This is a genomic window from Enterobacter sp. SST3, from assembly GCF_000286655.1.
In the GTDB taxonomy this organism is placed as follows: Bacteria; Pseudomonadota; Gammaproteobacteria; order Enterobacterales; family Enterobacteriaceae; genus Enterobacter; species Enterobacter roggenkampii.
Genome location: NZ_ALNS01000005.1, coordinates 74,732 through 91,821, shown reverse-complemented (window position 1 = coordinate 91,821; position 17,090 = coordinate 74,732). Strand labels below are relative to the sequence as shown.

The 17,090-nt window shown below is 54.7% G+C and carries 19 protein-coding genes and 1 tRNA gene; 9 read left to right on the top strand and 11 right to left on the bottom strand.

Annotated elements, in window-relative coordinates; genetic code table 11:
- Positions 1 to 34: 34 nt before the first annotated feature.
- Positions 35 to 493: a methylglyoxal synthase gene (gene mgsA / locus B498_RS18065; RefSeq protein WP_008499922.1), complete on the bottom strand. Its 459-nt coding sequence runs from the start codon at positions 491 to 493 to the stop codon at positions 35 to 37.
- An 80-nt stretch (positions 494 to 573) separates the two neighbouring features.
- Positions 574 to 1,236, bottom strand: a complete 663-nt coding sequence (gene csgI, locus B498_RS18070; RefSeq protein WP_008499921.1) for a curli synthesis inhibitor — start codon at positions 1,234 to 1,236, stop codon at positions 574 to 576.
- A gap of 173 nt (positions 1,237 to 1,409) precedes the next feature.
- Here csgI and B498_RS18075 point away from each other — a divergent pair, with 173 nt between their 5' ends.
- Positions 1,410 to 1,823, top strand: a complete 414-nt coding sequence (locus B498_RS18075; protein ID WP_008499920.1) for a CoA-binding protein — start codon at positions 1,410 to 1,412, stop codon at positions 1,821 to 1,823.
- Between the two features lie 37 nt (positions 1,824 to 1,860).
- Here the strand turns inward: B498_RS18075 and hspQ are convergent, their stop codons facing one another.
- Both hspQ and rlmI read right to left on the bottom strand, forming a co-directional pair.
- Positions 1,861 to 2,178, bottom strand: a complete 318-nt coding sequence (gene hspQ, locus B498_RS18080; RefSeq protein ID WP_008499919.1) for a heat shock protein HspQ — start codon at positions 2,176 to 2,178, stop codon at positions 1,861 to 1,863.
- Between the two features lie 60 nt (positions 2,179 to 2,238).
- Entirely contained in the window at positions 2,239 to 3,429 is a 1,191-nt protein-coding gene (gene rlmI, locus B498_RS18085; RefSeq protein WP_008499917.1) for a 23S rRNA (cytosine(1962)-C(5))-methyltransferase RlmI, read from the bottom strand.
- Between the two features lie 173 nt (positions 3,430 to 3,602).
- On the opposite strand from rlmI, the gene B498_RS18090 reads away from it, so the two are divergent.
- The 3 genes from B498_RS18090 to yccX are packed head-to-tail and all read left to right on the top strand — an operon-like array spanning position 3,603 to position 5,252.
- Positions 3,603 to 4,160: a kinase inhibitor gene (locus B498_RS18090; RefSeq protein ID WP_008499916.1), complete on the top strand. Its 558-nt coding sequence runs from the start codon at positions 3,603 to 3,605 to the stop codon at positions 4,158 to 4,160.
- Between the two features lie 10 nt (positions 4,161 to 4,170).
- Positions 4,171 to 4,959 carry an AraC family transcriptional regulator gene (locus tag B498_RS18095; RefSeq protein WP_008499915.1) on the top strand — a complete coding sequence of 263 codons (789 nt, stop codon included), beginning with the start codon at positions 4,171 to 4,173 and terminating at the stop codon, positions 4,957 to 4,959.
- An 11-nt stretch (positions 4,960 to 4,970) separates the two neighbouring features.
- Complete coding sequence (gene yccX / locus B498_RS18100; RefSeq protein ID WP_008499914.1) at positions 4,971 to 5,252, top strand: acylphosphatase; 282 nt, start codon at positions 4,971 to 4,973, stop codon at positions 5,250 to 5,252.
- On the opposite strand, the gene tusE is transcribed toward yccX, so the two are convergent.
- The 6 genes from tusE to B498_RS18130 all read right to left on the bottom strand — a co-directional run bounded on the left by tusE (position 5,249) and on the right by B498_RS18130 (position 11,483).
- Positions 5,249 to 5,578 (bottom strand): sulfurtransferase TusE, encoded by a 330-nt coding sequence (gene tusE / locus B498_RS18105; RefSeq protein WP_008499913.1) that lies wholly within the window; start codon positions 5,576 to 5,578, stop codon positions 5,249 to 5,251. The two genes, yccX and tusE, sit on opposite strands and share 4 nt — an antisense overlap.
- Positions 5,579 to 5,646: 68 nt before the next feature.
- On the bottom strand, positions 5,647 to 6,198 hold the full coding sequence (locus tag B498_RS18110; RefSeq protein ID WP_008499912.1) for a LuxR C-terminal-related transcriptional regulator: 552 nt from the start codon (positions 6,196 to 6,198) through the stop codon (positions 5,647 to 5,649).
- Between the two features lie 10 nt (positions 6,199 to 6,208).
- Positions 6,209 to 7,366, bottom strand: coding sequence for a CfaE/CblD family pilus tip adhesin (locus tag B498_RS18115; protein WP_008499911.1), 1,158 nt, complete (start codon positions 7,364 to 7,366; stop codon positions 6,209 to 6,211).
- A gap of 1 nt (position 7,367) precedes the next feature.
- Positions 7,368 to 10,085, bottom strand: a complete 2,718-nt coding sequence (locus B498_RS18120) for a TcfC E-set like domain-containing protein (RefSeq protein ID WP_008499910.1) — start codon at positions 10,083 to 10,085, stop codon at positions 7,368 to 7,370.
- A 72-nt stretch (positions 10,086 to 10,157) separates the two neighbouring features.
- Entirely contained in the window at positions 10,158 to 10,664 is a 507-nt protein-coding gene (locus B498_RS18125; RefSeq protein WP_008499909.1) for a CS1 type fimbrial major subunit, read from the bottom strand.
- 75 nt (positions 10,665 to 10,739) lie between these two features.
- On the bottom strand, positions 10,740 to 11,483 hold the full coding sequence (locus B498_RS18130; protein WP_008499908.1) for a fimbrial protein: 744 nt from the start codon (positions 11,481 to 11,483) through the stop codon (positions 10,740 to 10,742).
- 308 nt (positions 11,484 to 11,791) lie between these two features.
- On the opposite strand from B498_RS18130, the gene B498_RS18135 reads away from it, so the two are divergent.
- Positions 11,792 to 12,544 carry a winged helix-turn-helix domain-containing protein gene (locus B498_RS18135; protein ID WP_008499907.1) on the top strand — a complete coding sequence of 251 codons (753 nt, stop codon included), beginning with the start codon at positions 11,792 to 11,794 and terminating at the stop codon, positions 12,542 to 12,544.
- On the top strand, positions 12,541 to 13,017 hold the full coding sequence (locus B498_RS18140; RefSeq protein ID WP_008499906.1) for a hypothetical protein: 477 nt from the start codon (positions 12,541 to 12,543) through the stop codon (positions 13,015 to 13,017). The genes B498_RS18135 and B498_RS18140 overlap by 4 nt, the downstream gene beginning before the upstream one ends.
- A gap of 56 nt (positions 13,018 to 13,073) precedes the next feature.
- Here B498_RS18140 and yccA read toward each other — a convergent pair whose 3' ends face one another.
- Positions 13,074 to 13,733: an FtsH protease modulator YccA gene (gene yccA, locus B498_RS18145; protein ID WP_008499905.1), complete on the bottom strand. Its 660-nt coding sequence runs from the start codon at positions 13,731 to 13,733 to the stop codon at positions 13,074 to 13,076.
- Positions 13,734 to 14,003: 270 nt separating this feature from the next.
- Between yccA and B498_RS18150 the strand changes: the two genes are divergently transcribed.
- The 3 genes from B498_RS18150 (at position 14,004) to B498_RS18160 (ending at position 17,022) form a co-directional block, all read left to right on the top strand.
- A complete protein-coding gene (locus B498_RS18150) occupies positions 14,004 to 15,632 on the top strand; it encodes an ABC transporter substrate-binding protein (protein WP_008499904.1) in 1,629 nt (542 codons plus the stop codon).
- Between the two features lie 130 nt (positions 15,633 to 15,762).
- A tRNA-Ser gene (locus B498_RS18155) sits at positions 15,763 to 15,850 on the top strand.
- Between the two features lie 329 nt (positions 15,851 to 16,179).
- Positions 16,180 to 17,022: a DUF6387 family protein gene (locus tag B498_RS18160; protein WP_008499903.1), complete on the top strand. Its 843-nt coding sequence runs from the start codon at positions 16,180 to 16,182 to the stop codon at positions 17,020 to 17,022.
- Positions 17,023 to 17,090 lie beyond the last annotated feature (68 nt).

Here is a 17,090-nt window from a genome sequence, read left to right as displayed (position 1 = left end):
CGGGTAGGGCGTAGCCGCCACCCGGCAAAAAAAGCTACTTCAGTCTCTCTGAAAGATAACGCTGATAGTCCGGAATAAGGATATCTACCGGCGAGTTAAACTGCGGCGATTCGATGATGAAATCCGCCGTCGAGAGGTTTGTCGCCACCGGAATATTCCACACCGTCGCCAGGCGCAGCAGGGCCTTGACGTCCGGGTCGTGCGGAACCGCGTTTAGCGGGTCCCAGAAGAAGATCAGCACATCAATCTTCCCTTCGGAAATCTGTGCGCCGACCTGCTGATCGCCGCCCATCGGGCCGCTCAGCATGGCGTTTACCTCCAGACCCGTTTCGCGCTGGATCAGGTTACCGGTGGTGCCGGTCGCCGACAGGGCGTGCTTTTCCAGCAAAGACTGATGGCGGCGAACCCAGTTAAGCAGCATTTGTTTACAGTGATCGTGCGCTACCAGAGCAATATGTTTGCGTTCCGGGAGCGTGCGTGTTGTCAGTTCCATAATCATATCCATCAGGTTAACTGCCTACACGATGACGGGAACCGTCTGACGCTGCAAGAGAAAGGCGTAAAAAATGTGGCTTATGATGAAGGCTGTTGTTTTGCCCATTGTAAAAACCGGGCCCGCGTGTCGGCATCGGCCTGCTGGAACCAAAATTTAAGGCGCTGTTCCGTCAGGGCCTGGGACTGGGGTGGAATGACGTCCAGTTCAGAGACGCCGGAAAGCAGCGTACTGTCGTCGGCCATCATGGTGGCAAACTGAGGAAGCGACGCGCGTTTACCGGCTTTGTTATAGGTCTGCGTCGCGGCCTCGTAGTCCGGACCTTTCGGTGAAGTCGTCAGCGCCAGAATATCCAGCTTCGCCGGAATCGGCATCGCATCCCCGTCCAGCAGTTCAATGCGGGGAGACGCGTCGAAGGCCGCTGATTCCTTCTCCGTTTCAAGGCGTGGCAGGGTAATATTCACCTGACTGATTTGTCGGGTATTAAAGCTGACGATCAGCGGCGGGGAGATGTACATCCGTTGCTCGTGATTGGCCAGACCGATCGATTTTTCTACGCGGAATACCAGCTGATGCGGTCCGTTATCCAGCTCGATACTGTCCGCACCGCGCAATAACGAACTGGAGACCTTTTTTCCGTCCAGTACCAGAAGATCAATATCGGTAGAGAGCCGGAGCGTGGTAGCAAAAACGCAGACCGGCATCACTAACGCAATCAGAGCAGTGGCAATACCGGTTTTCATAGAAGGCTCCCGTCAGAAATCCTGTCGCCGCATTAATGTATCTAAATTTTTCGATAATCACGTTTACTAACATATAGACATATTTGGCCGTTTTGCCCTCATGCATCGGTATGGGATGGATGGTTGAGATGTGCGGTTTGGCGTACACTTTTAAAAAAGCCAGGAGAAAAACCATGAAAGAGAACGATATTGCCGAGATTCTGACATCCACGCGTACCATTGCGCTGGTGGGCGCGAGCGATAAACCCGATCGTCCCAGCTATCGGGTCATGAAATACCTTCTCGATCAGGGCTATCACGTCATCCCGGTCTCGCCAAAAGTGGCGGGGAAAACCTTACTGGGCCAGCAGGGTTATGCCACGCTCGCTGACGTGCCGGAAAAAATTGATATGGTCGATGTCTTCCGTAATTCCGAGGCGGCGTGGGAAGTGGCGCAGGACGCTATCGCCGTCGGGGCGAAAACGCTGTGGATGCAGCTGGGCGTGATTAACGAGCAGGCTGCCGTGCTGGCGCGGGATGCGGGGCTGAACGTCGTCATGGATCGCTGTCCGGCGATCGACATCCCCCGTCTGGGGCTGGCGAAGTAATAAAAAAAAGCCCGTTCATCGGGCTTTTTTTACACGCTTAGTTCCGCAGGCGCGGAGCCTGTAACTGTTTGCGGATAGTCTGAGCAAGTTCATCCATAGTGGGTTGCTCCGGATGCTCTTCCTGCAGCTCGCTGCTTAGCTGCGCTTCGGCAAGGTAGGTGTGGACGGGTTGCCCGTCGTCACCTTCCATCACCACATGGTACCAGGGTGCAGCGCGAAGCTCTGCGTTCACCGCCAGCTCGTCTGCTGACGGCTCATCAAGGGAATACTCCGGGTCGATATCCACGACCACACCCAAATACCCGAGCAAAGTGTGGCGGACCTGCTGGCCGATACCGAATTTGCTGGCAATCATAGTCACCTCCCGGGAAATACGACTTACACGTTATGTGCGGGCAATATTTCTCTTTTCAAGTTACATGACGCGACAGGCAAACCCTTTCAGATACAGTCCTTCCGGGTAGGTAGCAATCACGGGGTGATCGGCTGCCTGACGGAACTGCTCTATAAATTGTACATCACGGCCAGCATCTATTGCGGCATCAGCGATGATTTTCTGAAATAAATCTGTGGTCATCAGGCCGGAGCAGGAGAAGGTGAGCAGAATCCCGCCCGGGTTCAGCAACTGGATAGCCAGCATGTTGATATCTTTATATCCGCGGCAGGCGCCCATCAGCTGGCTTTTGTTCTCCACAAACTTTGGTGGATCCATCACGATGACGTCGAACTTCTCGCCCTGGTCGCGGTATTTACGCAGCAGCTTGAAGACGTCGTCGCGTATAAATTCGGCTTTGCTCAAGTCCAGTTTGTTCAGCTCGACGTTCTGTTTTGCCACGTCCAGCGCTTCCTGCGAGGTATCCACGCTGACCACCTGGGCACAGCCGCCCATCAGCGCCGAAACGGCAAACCCACCGGTGTAGGAGAAGCAGTTGAGCACGCGTTTGTCGGCAACGTACTGACGCGTCGCGAGACGGCTGTCGCGCTGGTCAAGGTAGTAACCCGTTTTGTGCCCGCCCTGAATATCCACCAGCAGCTTCATGCCGTGCTCTTCAATTGGCAGCAGGGCAGGCGGCAGTTCACCCGTGACCGGCCCCTGAGTCAGCTCCATGCCTTCTTTTTTGCGCACCGCCACATCGCTGCGGTCGTAAATGGCGCACTGCGGGAACAGCGTTTGCAGGGCGCTAATCAGCGCAGCGCGCTGGTATTCCGCCCCGGCGCTCAGGAGCTGCAGCACCAGGAAGTTACCGAAGCGATCGATGGTCACGCCCGGCAGGCCGTCAGACTCACCGGCAATCAGGCGGTAGCTGTCCAGCCCGTCGCGTTTAGCCAGCCAGTCGCGCCACTGCTGCGCCTGCTGCAGACGGCGGACGAAGAAGTCGATGTCGATGGTTTCGTCTTTATCGAATGTCCAGACGCGCGCGCGGATCTGGGAGGCTGGCGAGTAGGCGCCTCGCGCTAACCATTTCCCCTGGTGGTCCACGATATCAATGGTTTCACCGAGGCTGGCTTTGCCTTCCATACGGGCAACCGCGCCGGAAAAGACCCAGGGATGACGGCGCAGTAAGGATTTCTCGCGCCCTTTGGCTAACACTAAACGTACACTCATAGTTTGCTGTTCTGTCGATTTCAGGGAAATGGCGCGTAGAGTAGCACATTCAGCAAGGCGCAATCATCTGCGGATGCCGTTGAGCGTTTCGGCACAAAATCAAATCGCTTAAGCACATTACGGCACTGCGGCGGGATATACAGTGGGATTCCAGTTCAGCAAAGGAAATACCCATGAAAAAGAGCAGTGTCATCACAATAGCCGCTCTGACGGCAATGAGTTTTCAGGTTTTAGCCGCAACGCCTTTCAGCATGACCAGCCGGGATATTTCCGGCGACCGGCGGTTAGCGCCACAGCAGGTATTCGAGGGATTCGGCTGCCACGGCGGTAACCAGTCCCCACAGCTGGCGTGGAAAAGCCCGCCCGCCGGTACGCAAAGTTTTGCCATTACGGTCTATGACCCGGATGCGCCTACCGGCAGCGGCTGGTGGCACTGGACAGTAGCCAACATTCCCGCGAAGACAATGACGCTGCCCGCTGATGCCGGTAACCCAAATGGCGAAAAATTACCTGCTGGCGCTGTGCAGGGGCGTAATGATTTCGGTTATTCTGGATTCGGCGGCGCATGTCCGCCCGCAGGCGATAAGCCTCACCGCTATCAGATGACCGTCTGGGCGCTGGACGTGAATACCCTGCCCATCGACAACAATGCGAGCGGCGCGCTGGTCGGCTTTATGCTCAATAGTCACGTTCTGGCAAAGGCTCAGTTAACCGCAACCTACAGCAGATAAGGATGAACCGGTGCAGGAGTTCCATTTTCGACATAAACATCTCACGGCGGGTGAAGTGAGTGCCAGCAAAATGCATCGCCTGCACCAGGTTAAGCTCTTTTTCCCGGCGATTTGCCATATCACTCACGGCAGTAAGGTGATTGTGCAGGACGATAACCGCCTGGTGGCCACCCGGGATGAACTCATCATTATCCCTGCCAATACGGCAATGGAGATCATCAATCAGCCTGCAAACGGCCTGTTTCACTCGGACTTGCTGATGTTATCGCCGGAAATCGTTGCCGAGTTTAAAGCGCATTACCTGAAATCCTGGCCGCGCACGACGCTGCATTCGCTCTGCGCTCCGCTGAGCGAGGGGCTGGCGTTTATGTGGGATAACCTGCTGCACGCCGTGCGTCAGGATTTACCGGAGGCGCTGCAAAAACATCAGGCCTTCGGTCTGTTGCTGGCATTGCTGCATGACGGCGTGGCAGGTCCGCTGCTTATCGAGCGAAGCAATAACCTGACCGAGCAGGTGCGACAGTTCATTATGCTGTCGCCCGCCAGAGCCTGGACCGCGCAGGACGTCGCCAGCCGTCTGGCCCTGAGCGTGCCGACGCTGCGCAGACGGTTACGCGAGGAGTCACAGAGTTTTCGCCAGATTGTCGAGGAGGTGAGGATGGCCGTGGCTTTGTCACAGTTACAGTCAACCCGATTACCGATCGGCGAAATCGCATTACAATGTGGGTATCTGTCCAGCTCTCGTTTCACCGCCCGTTTCCGGCAGCACTACGGTTGTTTGCCGAAAACGCTACGTTAAGGAGAAGAAGAATGTCTAAAGTCTGCACTATTGCCTGGGTTCACGGCGTCGTTCAGGGCGTGGGTTTCCGCTACAGTACCCAGCGCGAAGCGATTGAGCTTGGGCTAACGGGATACGCGCGCAACATGGATGACGGCAGCGTTGAGGTGGTCGCCTGTGGCGAAGCAGAGCAGGTTGACAAGCTGGTGGCGTGGCTGAAAGCGGGTGGGCCGCGCAGCGCGCGGGTTGATAAGGTCTTAACGGAACCCCATCAACCGGGGCGCGAATACGTCAACTTCGGTATTCGGTATTAAATACACTTCACCGGCTTAGGCAGGCCGGCAATTTTGGTGGCCTGTTTTGCCGGACCTTTCGGGAACAGACGATAGAGATAGCGGCTGTTGCCTTTCTCTTCACCGAACTTATTGGCCATCGCCTTGACCAGCATGCGGATGGCCGGAGAGGTGTTGAATTCAAGGTAAAACTCGCGGACAAAACGCACCACCTCCCAGTGTTCGGGGGAGAGGGTAATGCCTTCGTTTTCCGCAATTTTCTCCGCCAGCGGTTCGCTCCAGAGCGTTGTATCTTTCAGATAGCCTTCGCTATCGGTCTCAATTTCCTGGCCTGCAAAAATGAACATAATCTTCTGTCGTAGGTGAAAAATCGGCAACAGTGTAGCAAAAAAGCGGGCTCAGGATAAACCGTGACCTACAGGAGCAGCTGAAGCAGATTGTTGGCATTGAGCTTCTTCAGCGCGTTGCATTTATGGGTTGAAACCTGTTTCTCCGACATGTGCGTCACGATGGCAATGTGGCGGACCGGCAACCCGGTCAGCATCAGATCGAGCACGTTGAATTCAGGTACGGTCAGGCAGCAGTCCAGGCTTCGAACGCGACGCGGCTCTTTTGCCAGCAAATACGCCGCATCGGCAACGGCGATCCGGTCGTCGATGATATAAAGCGTTAGCGTACTGAAACGCTTGCGTAAATGCGTCGCCAGCGCCCACCCCTTTTCGTTGCAGACCAGATAAAGACTGCCTTTCCAGCGGGCGGCTTCCAGCCTGAGCAAAATATTGATCAGCGCCTGATGCGTCGCCGCCACGGAAAAACGGCAGCGGACGACAATCACGCGGCGGGTAAGCAGCGTTGGCTGCCATTGTACGGTATCGCTCTGGACCTCTAACTGAACGCCCCGACGCAGCAGCGCATAGCGCAGTCCTTCGGCGTAAAATCGATTATTGTCGAGAATGGCGTAACTCACGGTGACCTCGTTATAACGTGCTGGGCGTATAGATGACGCGCAGCGTGCCGGTATAGTCGCCCGCGTTTTTGCTGCTGGCGGCGAACGCGGGGGTTTTCAGGATAATTGGCGCAGGAATGCACAGTACGCTCTCGCGTCCGCCGGGCAGCACGACCTGACGCAGATACTGCGGATCGTTAGTGCCTTGCCAGACTACGGTTTTACCGTTCGCGACGGTTTCGGTTGCGCCTGTGACGGGATGGGTAACGGAGACCTGATAGTCGAGACGGTCCCGCGCATCCGTCTGGCTTCCACCGCGCCGCCGGATAGAAAACGCGCCTTCGGCACGTCCCGCAGAGGGAAGCCCGTCATCTTCAAAACGAAGATAGGCGCGGGTGCTGGTGCTGTTTTTGCCGTCGTACAGGCACATATCCAGCGTGTTTTCCCCCTTGATCTCGCTGCCCCCGGGGCGCCCCGGGAAGTTGGTCAGGTTGAGGTTAACGATGGGCGTGGAGTGCGGAAAGGCTGGCAGGTAAATCTGCTGGTTTCCCGGGTCGACCACCTCAATGCGAATATTTGCCTGCCATTTGGCGATGGTGAGATAGCCAGGACAGCCGACATTCACGTCATTGAAGTTGCCGCCGCAGTCGGCGCTTCCCCACTGGCGCAGGTTCTGCTTCAGCGTGGCGGTCCAGATCCCCGGCAGGGCGAGCTTATCCAGTTCGCTTTTCACGATATAGAAATCGAAGTAGGGCTCTCTGTTCCAGCTAGCAATTTCCGTCGTCCCTCCCGTGACAAAGCTGGCAAAGGTGAACACTTTATTGTTGATAAACATGTAGTGATCGCCATACACCTTGATATTCACCGTCTTGCCGGTAAGGGAATGGGTAAACGCTAAATTGATGGCATAAGGCGCGGCCGGGTTCGCCGAGAACCAGACCGGTGAGTTCATGCAGGCGCCGTTCGTGGTATCGGTACGGGACTGACAGGTCAGGGTATTGCGCCCCCACTTTTGCGGATCGGCGGCGTCAAAGCCGCCCGATTCATGAAACCAGATGTCAAAACGGGCGGGCGGCGCGGTGCGATCGAAGCTGATCCCTACGCTGGTATTTCGTCCCGCGGGAGAGCCTGCCAGCGTCTGGCTGGCCCACAGGCTTAAGAACAGAAAAATAAAGAGGCACTTAATCACATCATTTCCCTTTAGTGAGGCTATCGGTGTTCATGGCAGTCGGTCCAGCAGGGACCGACCGTCCTGCCAGCATCAGCTGTGCCTGCTGCTGGACGGCATCCGGCAGGGCGGAGAAGGTTAACTCCTTACAGGGGATCGACCCGACATAACGCACCACGTCGCGCATACTCTTCACGTTCAGCGCGCACTGATAAAACTGCTGCTGACGCACCAGGTAGAGGTTATGCAGCAGGGCGTCGCTTTGGGCGCTAAACCCGCCGTTGCCAAGGTCGCTCCAGCCGTTCACGTTCAGCGGCACGCCGCCGATAAACGGCGAATGACGCTCGTCGGTTAACTGGCCGAGCCAGGTGTAGCTTGCGGTGGTTTGCACGTCCCGGCGCAGCAGTTTGCCAGGCACCATAAACAGCGTTCTGCTGCCCGATCCTTGCGTGATTTCACTGCTGGCTCCTCGTGAGACATCCAGCGATTCGTTAACCGTCAACGTTGTCTGCTGATAGCCCGGCACCGCGAAGAGGGCGCGGCTATTGCCTGGAATATCGGCACTGCCGCCGTTATCCAGCGACACGGCGACGCGCGGATCCTGAGCATCTTCCGGCGTGGTCACGTTCACCGCGACGGCGGAAGCAGGGCGACCGTCGCTCCAGCGGCCCAGCCACAGGCCAGAGCGGGACAGCGCAAACGTCGAGCTGTAGTTGCCGCTGCTGCTCAGCGTATGGCGACGATCCTGACGATCCCAGGCGTCGCTGACGGTCAGACTCCCGTTGCCATATCGTCCGCCCTGGCGCGTATAGGCTGAGGTATTCAGCGAGTCGCTGTTAATGCCCGACGCGCTGAGGCCGTACTCATTTTCGCCGCGGGCATCGGCATACCAGTTATGCGCCACGTTGTAGCTCATCTGGTTTTTTTCACGTTGCTGGTGCTGCCATGTCGCGCCCAGAGAGGTGTAGCTTGACGCATCGCCCTGGCGGTTATGCGCCATGGACAGGCTCACGCTCAGGTAGCCGCCTTTATCCCTGCCTTCCCGGGCGTCATCGTTACGCATGAACAGGTTAATGCTGCTGTTAATATTCAGGCCATGGGTGCTGAAGGCATTGCTCAGGCCAGCCTGCCAGGCCCGCGTGCGCGAGCGGGTCATATAGACCGATTCCCACGGCAAACCCGCATCGTGGCGATCGTCACTGTCCGGCAGCTCCCGGCGTGAAACGTACCGGCCTTCGTTGCGGTTATCCGAATACCCCAGGCTCGCATACCAGGCGCCGACCGGGACGGAGAACATCACCGAGAGGGTGCGATAACAGCCGTTCACGGCGTCAAATCCCGCGCTTTGGGTGTTGCAGTTTTCAGCGGATAACGCGTTGCGATAGACGCTCAAAGAAAAACCGTCGTTGTAGCTGATTTGCTGAATATTGCCGCGCTGGCCTTCGCTGCCGTAGAGGTAGCTAAACCGGGTACTCAGCACGCCATCGATCGGGCCCGCGTTGAAGCCCCGGCTCCAGTCGATCGCATTTTCCAGGAAACGCTGGTTTTTCTTGAACGTTGCGCCGCTGGTCAGCGCCAGCGTCGGGGTGACGGGCAGGCGTACGCCCGCCTGCGCAACCGCGCGGCGTTCTTCGTTCTGATCGCTATTATCGGTTTCGCCCGCCTGCAGGAACCACTCGACGCGGTCGAATGGCGTAATGCCGGTTCGGGTAAACGGCACCTGCTCGGTGCGCGTCAGCCGGTTATTTTCATAGATGGAGAGCGTCACGGTGTAGCTCCCGTCCGGGAACGAACGCGTGTCCAGGGTTTGCGCCCCGGCATTCAGATAGAAGCTCGCCAGCAGCTGATTGCCCCGGCGGGCGTCGATACGCGCGTCATGGGAAAGCAGTACGGTAACAGGGGTTCCCTTCGACTGCTGAACCGGGTTTATCCACGCCCGTGTTGAACCCGTGCGCAGGCCGCGAATTTTGCCCAGCGGCAGCTGGCTGAGGGTGATATTTCCGCCAGCGTTACTGAACAGATCGCGGGTATCCATCTCGCCTGCCTGGACGTAGTACTGACGCAGGATATCCTGGCGGAACCAGGCGTTGTTGACGGTGACCTCCTGCTGCTGCTGGTGCCGTGAACGCTGCCCCAGCCAGGTCCAGTCGAGATTCACATAGCCGTCCTGGGTGAGCGCCAGCGCGCCGTTGCCCTGCACGGTGGCCGACTGATAATCCCTGTCGGCAACGAAGTTAATGTTCTGCTGATGGATCAGCGCATTTTCGGTGCCGTGCGTGGGCTGATACCATGCATTCTCTGCCGTCTGCTTAGGCAGAAATTTCTTGTCCAGGAACAGGTTAATGCGGGCGTTATTCTCGTCATAAATAATGGCCGCGCGATCGGTATCGATGTAATCGCAGCCCGCTGCGGAGCCGTTGCTGCTGCAGGCCAGGTTGCCGTTACGGGCAAGCGGAACGGCCAGTGCGGCAGAGACGGTGGCAACGAGGGATGGGGCGTCATTAAACCGGCGTTTGATGGCCGCTACCACGTTCTCAGATGCGACAAAGCTCACCGTTTCAAGCGTGATATCCGTTTCAAAAAGGCCCAGCGATTCGCCGTAGAGGTTCACCTCTGTCCACACGCGCTGCGTCTTTGCCAGATCTTCAAAACCTGGTGGGACGGCCAGCCCGGCGCAGGCGAGTTGGATGGAAGCGGGTAACAAAGCAACAAAGAGGAGAGTATTTCTGTGAAACGCCATGAACGAGCCTCGACATCATCCTGACGTCAGAGGGTGGGCACCCTCTGACGTTATTCCTTAGGTGCTGTGGTGTTACGCACCGCCTTCCGTGGTCGTCGCCTGCGTCAGCATCAGGCTAACAACGCCGCTGTACTGACCGGTTTTCAGAATGCCTTTGGTGGTCTGGGAAATGGTCAGCGGCAGTACCGCAGAACCGTTTTCAATGCTCCCCGGGAACAGTTCGGTACCGGTGTATTCAACATCTGCGCTAGAGAGGGTTTTATCGCCCAGCTTCACCGTCATAGGGATGGTTTCAGCACCGTCGGCATTCGCCAGCTTCGCGGCGCTCACCAGACGGACTTTCACGTTGCTGGTGGCGGAGTTAGACCACACCTTGGTATTCAGACGGTAGCTTTCCAGACCGCGGCCAGGCAGGTACTGCATATCGATGCTTGCCGGCAGCGGCGTGTTATCGGCCTGAGTCATATCCAGCTGTGAATCAACGCTGGCGTTGACGGTAATATCTTTTTGAATCGCCAGCGCGCTAACGGACGTGGTCATCGCGGCAACAATCATCAGAGGTTTAAAGTACTTACGCATTGATATCTCCATATTTACAAATGAGCACCCTGGCTCTTTAATCAAACCCTGTGGGGTTTTTACGGTGACGTCGTGTTATTGCACGACGGGTAAATCAGCTTCTTCAGCGCTTTTATTCAGCCAGTTGAAGTAGCGGAATTTATATTTCTGGCCTTGTACCTTCGTGAGCGTTTTTAATTTACGTTCGGTGTCCGGATAAATCGTCGCGTCTTCTTTAATCCATCTACACGATGAATCCGCATCACAAACACCGATCTCCCTGAGCGGCACGCGCAACGTGCCGTTGTTTTTTAACGTTCCTCTGAGAGGGTCAATCGTCAGTGAAACCACGCTTTTTTCCGGTGCGAGATGGATCAGGGCGCCCCAGATCACATTGACGCCCAGTCTTGCCGTCGCCGCAGGGCTTTCTGCCTTGGCCGGAATAATGCTGTCAGGCTGCTTTACGCCTTCAAAATAGACGCGCCAGGTCGTCTCTTTTTCCGGTGGTGCAAGCGATACCAGGCGAACCACGCGCATTGCGCCTGCCGCAAGGGCGAATTTTTCCGGTGTGACAACCACGCCACCTTCTTTCCACGAGGCCACATCAATCTCTTTTTCCAGGGGCGTGCCGGGATTAAGAATTTTCTTTTGCCTCACCCGAATGAACTGAATATCATCCGTTTTTGACGCCACCTTAATTTGCGCCGCACCGGACTTATCCACGTTAAGTTCCATGGGATACACGCTCATATTGGCCAGTGCCATTTCTGAGAAAAATGGCAATGACAGCGCGGCGATATAAAAGGCAGTTGTCTTATTCACACTATTTTTCTGTTTCACTTTCTGTCCGCCTGCGTTGAGTTCATTCCCGGCGCATTCACAACGGGACACCCTCTGCTAACGTATTGCTTCAGGGCAGGGAAACTTTAACCAGAACAGCGGTTTGTGAAAATTTGTATTAATTAACTCGTTATATACAGTTTTTTATCCTGCTTTCCTGGCTTTAAGGTTGTATAGTTAAGCGAAAATACCGCGACCCAGGATGGGGAGAAAACTCCTTCTGATGAAAAAACAATCAGTTCAGGAGGCGATTTTCTTGTCGTTGTATCAGGGATTAAAAAGCATGCGGTAACAGCCGAGAATAAAAGATGTTTTTTATATGCAATAATTCGTTGTTATTCGATCCTGAAGCACATGCAATAAGTATTGTTGGGCAACCCGAGTCTGTATTAACGCTTTCGGCTCCGGCCGTTCGTCTTTTACAGGAGTTTATTCGTCATAAAGGGCGCGACCTGAGCCGGGAAGAGTTGATCACTCGCGTGTGGGAGGAGTTCGGCTTTACGCCGTCGGGAAATAACCTCAATAAGGCGGTAAGTGAATTACGCAAAAGCTTCCACGCCCTGGGCGACAGCCACGACTATATCGTGACCGTGCCCCGGTTTGGATTCCGCTTTGACGCCGACGTTATTTTTAAGCCCGCAGAGAGCGTTACGCCCGAAGTATCTCAGCCGTCCGTTGAGCAGCCGTCAGGATATAAGCGTTTATCCAAAAAGTGGTGGCTGGTTTTAGCGGTATTAACGACGTCAGTCGTGGGGTTTAGCCTGTTTTTTAGCCGACAGCTTGAGATAACCGTACCCGCAACACTCAAACCCGTTAAGGAAAAAATAGCTGGCTGTCGGCTCTGGGTGATCAACGATCATGGCCGACCGCTGGTGTTATCAAAATTGGCCGAGCTGCTGAAGAAAAATAACGTCGCGTGCGAGCGCGAGGAGTACAACATTTATTATTTCAGCGCCCGCTTTTCGCTTGCCGCCGCCGATGAGGTTTTCATCGGCGCCTGCCCGGTGAGTGAAGCCAGCCTGTGTAAAACTATTCGCTATAAAAGCGGGGCGGAAGAATGAAAAACAGACTTCTGTTCGGACTGGGTGGCGCAGTCGTTGGCGGGGCGTTTGCGCTCTTTATCTACACCGGCGGAGCCTATAAGCGCGATGCGCTGGCCTGCAGCACCGAGTTTAATTTTACGCGCAATCAAGGAAAGGCAAATGAAGTGAAGGTCAATGCCGTTGCCCAGTTCTATTTTCATCGTAACGGCACCGGCCTGACCACCTACAAAGGCGCTGCAAAGGCTGAAGGTAAGAGCCTGATCGTTGACAGGGACGTGGATTTTACGTGGGAGCGACGGGACGATGATAAGGTAATTGTCCTGAGCTACACCAAGACCTGGCGTCGACACAATGACAACACCCCTGATGCCCAGTGGGGAAGCTTTGCCAGCCCGACCGCACGCTACTATCTCACGATCTCTGAACTCTCGCCTTCCGTATGGCTGATTCAGGACCGGCGTTACCCCACCTATATTTGCCGGGGTGATTAAGGCATAAAAAAAGGAGAATGCCGGGGGCATTCTCCTTTTTGTTTCAGCAGGTCAGCTTAATCGCGGCTGGCGAAGCCCAGGATGCTCAGCAGGCTGACGAAGATGTTGTACAGCGACACATACAGGCTCACGGTGGCGCGAATATAGTTCGTTTCACCGCCGCGAATGATGTTGCTGGTTTCAAACAGGATCGCGCCGGAAGAGATCAGAATAAATACGGCGCTGATCGCCAGGTGCAGGGCAGGCAGCTGCAGGAAGATGTTGGCCACCATACCCACCAGCACCACCACAACACCCGCCATCAGCATGCCGCCGAGGAAGGACATGTCCTTACGCGTGGTCAGCACGTAGGCCGAGCAGCAGAAGAACACCAGCGCGGTGCCGCCCAGCGCCATACCAATCACGTCACCCATTCCGGCGGACAGATACGCGTTCAGGATTGGCCCCAGGATGTAGCCCAGGAAGCCGGTGAAGGCAAACGCGGACAGAATACCGACCGGTTTGTCAGCGGTTTTGTAGGTCAGGAACATCAAACCATACATACCCACCAGGGTCAGGATCAGCCCCGGAGACGGCAGCATCAGCATGGTGCTGGCGGTGGCGGTGATCGCCGAAAACGCCAGCGTCAGGCTGAGCATGAAATAGGTATTGCGCAGCACCTTGTGGGTGCTGAGTAGCGATGTGCGGTCGCGTGAGGAAGTAATTATACGATCCATGAGTCACTCTCTTATGACAGATGTAATTAACGGAAAGAATAGGAAACGGCGCGTCACTCTCAAAGTGGCTTTACCCATCTTTACTCAGCAGGTTAGCGCGGGACCTGGTTTTTTCTTCTGCATAAATACGTTTCACCAGTATGAACAGCGGTTTGACGCGATTAATCAGATCAACCTCTTATAGGTTACTGAAAATTATTGCGTTATTACCATAAGGCCGCTAAGAGTTATTTCCGGATCGTCACAAAAACAGACAATAAGGCGAAGGACATGAAACCACAAACACGCACGCGCTTTACGCTCTCTTTACTTACCGCCGGGATCCTGTGCGCCAGCACGGCGACCTGGGCGGCTAACGTGCCGGCAGGAACCGCGCTGGCCGATAAACAGGAACTGGTCAGGAATAATGGCAGTGAACCGGCTTCGCTCGACCCGCATAAAGTCGAAAGCGACGTCGAATTCAATATTATCAGTGATTTATTCGAAGGTCTGGTGAGCGTTTCCCCGTCGGGTGACGTCCAGCCCCGGCTGGCGGAAAAATGGGAGAACAAGGACAACACCGTCTGGACGTTCCATCTGCGTCCGGGCATCACCTGGAGCGACGGCACGGCGATTACCGCAGAGGATGTGGTCTGGAGCTGGCAGCGCCTGATTGACCCGAAAACGGCGTCACCATACGCGAGCTATCCGGGCAACATGCATATCGCCAACGCGGCCGATATCGCTCAGGGGAAAAAATCCCCCGACACGCTGGGCGTGAAAGCCATTAACGACACCACGCTGGAAGTGACGCTCACCCAGCCAAACGCGGCGTTCCTCGCCATGCTGGCGCACCCGTCGCTTGTGCCGGTGGATAAAGTGCTGATTGGCCGTTTCGGCGAAAAGTGGACCAAGCCTGAGCACTTCGTCAGCAGCGGGGCGTATAAGCTGTCGCAGTGGGTGGTCAACGAACGCATTGTGGCGGAGCGCAACCCGCGCTACTGGGATAACGCGCACACCGTGATTAACAAGGTGACCTACCTGCCCATCACGTCCGAGGCCTCGGATGTGAACCGCTATAAAGCGGGCGAAATTGATATTGTCTACACGGTGCCGATCAACCAGTTTGCCCAGCTCAAGAAAACCCTGGGCAGCCAGCTGGATGTTTCTCCGCAGCTGGCGACCTATTACTACGAATTCAATACCACCCGGCCGCCGTTCAACGACGCCCGCGTGCGCAAGGCGCTGAACATGGCGCTCGATAAAGACATCATTGCCGGAAAAGTATTAGGGCAGGGGCAGCGCCCGGCGTGGCTCATCAGCCAGCCGGACATCGGCGGCGTAAAGCTCCAGAACCCGGATTACGCCAGCTGGCCGCTGGACAAGCGCATCGCCGAGGCGAAAAAACTGCTGAACGAGGCCGGATATAACGAAAGCCATCCCCTGAGCTTCAACCTGCTCTATAACACTTCTGAATCGCACCAGCGCATCGCGATTGCCGCCAGCTCTATGTGGAAGAAAAACCTCGGCGTGGACGCGAAGCTGCAAAATCAGGAGTGGAAAACCATGCTGGATACCATGCACACCCACAACTTTGACGCGGTGCGTTACGCCTGGATTGCCGACTACGACGACGCGGCGACGTTCCTGAACAACTTCCGCACCGGCGACAGCGAAAACACCAGCCAGTACAGCAATCCGGAATACGACCAGGCGCTGGTGAATGCCGCAAAAGCCAAAACAACGGAAGAGCGAGGTAAGTTCTACCAGCAGGCGGAAGATCTGCTGGGACGCGATGTGCCGGCCATTCCGGTGTATCACTACGTCCGTACGCACCTGGTGAAACCGTGGGTGGGCGGATTTACGCCGGATAAGCTGGGGTACTATTACACGAAAGACATGTACATCAAAAAACACTAGGCCTGTGCTGATAAAATCGTCGATGTGTTGTCAGTTCAACCGATTAAACACGTTTTGACTATTTTTACAGCGAACGATTGCTGGCACTCTTTACAGCACGCGGTGAGGTGTTTATAGTTCGCCTCACTCAGGAAGTGTGGCCGAGCGGTTGAAGGCACCGGTCTTGAAAACCGGCGACCCGAAAGGGTTCCAGAGTTCGAATCTCTGCGCTTCCGCCATTTTTATGGCAAAATCAATAAATTACAGAATGTTTTTGATTCTGTCATGCATAAAGTAATGCATTAAAAGCCCGTGTAGAACGGGCTTTTTTTGTATCTAAAATCCGTGTTTTTCATCAAGAATTTATCCAGTCTTAAGCCCTTCCAGTCTAACTAAATCCTTTAAAAGCAGTAATCTGATAACAGAAAACCTGCAGTCCATTTTGTAATACTCACCAATCTTAAGAACCTACCTGCATGAGATGCTTAGCTGCATTACGTGAATACTGGACAACCTATTGTTCTGTCAGTTAAAACAACTAAAAATGGTAAAAACGGATAGCACAGTAATGAAACGAAGCGAACTCAGGAAAGTATTGGAAGAATGGTTTGATGTTGAACGATATGAAGCGATAAAGGAACTCACCCTACAGCAATTCTATGTTGAGGTTGAGCGGCGTATCTTGGCCTACAATATGCTGATGCGTCGGGACACGTTACCACCTCTGAGCAGACTTTTATTGGATGATTACCGAAATAAGATCCTCAGAGGCGAAATTTTGTTTAGCGGCGACACATCCACGCAGGGACATGGGCTTTCCAGAACCTATGCAGTGGTCCCCGTTACCCGGAGCAACGCACAATTATATGCGAAAAGTTTAACGCTGATTGGAACCCATCCTGAAACATCCAAAATAAGCCAGTCTGAATACATGTCGGAGTATCTGAAGGAATCCGGTATCAAAAGTCTGGCTTCAATTACCGTCGATATCTTCCTGCAAGAGGCTTCAACCGAAGACATCATCGAACACCTGAAAGTGCTCATTCCGCAATGGAAGAAACAGCTAAAAATGAACGATCCGTCTGTTAGGAAGTATCGCTTTGGCAAAAGCACGTTGCGAAAAATCATCGACTACCGACTCATCCCGATGATGGATCTCATTTTTTGGGGGGCAGATAATGATGATACCAAAATCTCACTTTCACTGATGTCATCGCTGCTGCATGAGAACAGCGAGAAGGATAGGGATGAGGGAATGCTTAAGGTGACTGACTATCCGCTGGCTATGGCGTTGCTGACAGATGAGAATTATCTGAAATCGTTTGAAGATTACATGATGGAAAACAATGTCTTAAAAGACACGAAGATTGTAGATCACGTCAAAGACGAGAAGAAGAAAGAAGACAAGTAAAAAAGGGTTACGTTCGCCCTGAGCGAACGTGATCACATCCATCCTCAACCAGTTTTTTCCTGTTCACA

Excerpts from the sequence above, each read along its gene's own strand:
- mgsA (WP_008499922.1), bottom strand. The coding sequence starts at position 493 with ATGGAACTGACAACACGCACGCTCCCGGAACGCAAACATATTGCTCTG.
- csgI (WP_008499921.1), bottom strand. The coding sequence starts at position 1,236 with ATGAAAACCGGTATTGCCACTGCTCTGATTGCGTTAGTGATGCCGGTC.
- B498_RS18075 (WP_008499920.1), top strand. The coding sequence starts at position 1,410 with ATGAAAGAGAACGATATTGCCGAGATTCTGACATCCACGCGTACCATT.
- hspQ (WP_008499919.1), bottom strand. The coding sequence starts at position 2,178 with ATGATTGCCAGCAAATTCGGTATCGGCCAGCAGGTCCGCCACACTTTG.
- rlmI (WP_008499917.1), bottom strand. The coding sequence starts at position 3,429 with ATGAGTGTACGTTTAGTGTTAGCCAAAGGGCGCGAGAAATCCTTACTG.
- B498_RS18090 (WP_008499916.1), top strand. The coding sequence starts at position 3,603 with ATGAAAAAGAGCAGTGTCATCACAATAGCCGCTCTGACGGCAATGAGT.
- yccX (WP_008499914.1), top strand. The coding sequence starts at position 4,971 with ATGTCTAAAGTCTGCACTATTGCCTGGGTTCACGGCGTCGTTCAGGGC.
- tusE (WP_008499913.1), bottom strand. The coding sequence starts at position 5,578 with ATGTTCATTTTTGCAGGCCAGGAAATTGAGACCGATAGCGAAGGCTAT.
- B498_RS18120 (WP_008499910.1), bottom strand. The coding sequence starts at position 10,085 with ATGGCGTTTCACAGAAATACTCTCCTCTTTGTTGCTTTGTTACCCGCT.
- B498_RS18125 (WP_008499909.1), bottom strand. The coding sequence starts at position 10,664 with ATGCGTAAGTACTTTAAACCTCTGATGATTGTTGCCGCGATGACCACG.
- B498_RS18135 (WP_008499907.1), top strand. The coding sequence starts at position 11,792 with ATGTTTTTTATATGCAATAATTCGTTGTTATTCGATCCTGAAGCACAT.
- B498_RS18140 (WP_008499906.1), top strand. The coding sequence starts at position 12,541 with ATGAAAAACAGACTTCTGTTCGGACTGGGTGGCGCAGTCGTTGGCGGG.
- yccA (WP_008499905.1), bottom strand. The coding sequence starts at position 13,733 with ATGGATCGTATAATTACTTCCTCACGCGACCGCACATCGCTACTCAGC.
- B498_RS18150 (WP_008499904.1), top strand. The coding sequence starts at position 14,004 with ATGAAACCACAAACACGCACGCGCTTTACGCTCTCTTTACTTACCGCC.
- B498_RS18160 (WP_008499903.1), top strand. The coding sequence starts at position 16,180 with ATGAAACGAAGCGAACTCAGGAAAGTATTGGAAGAATGGTTTGATGTT.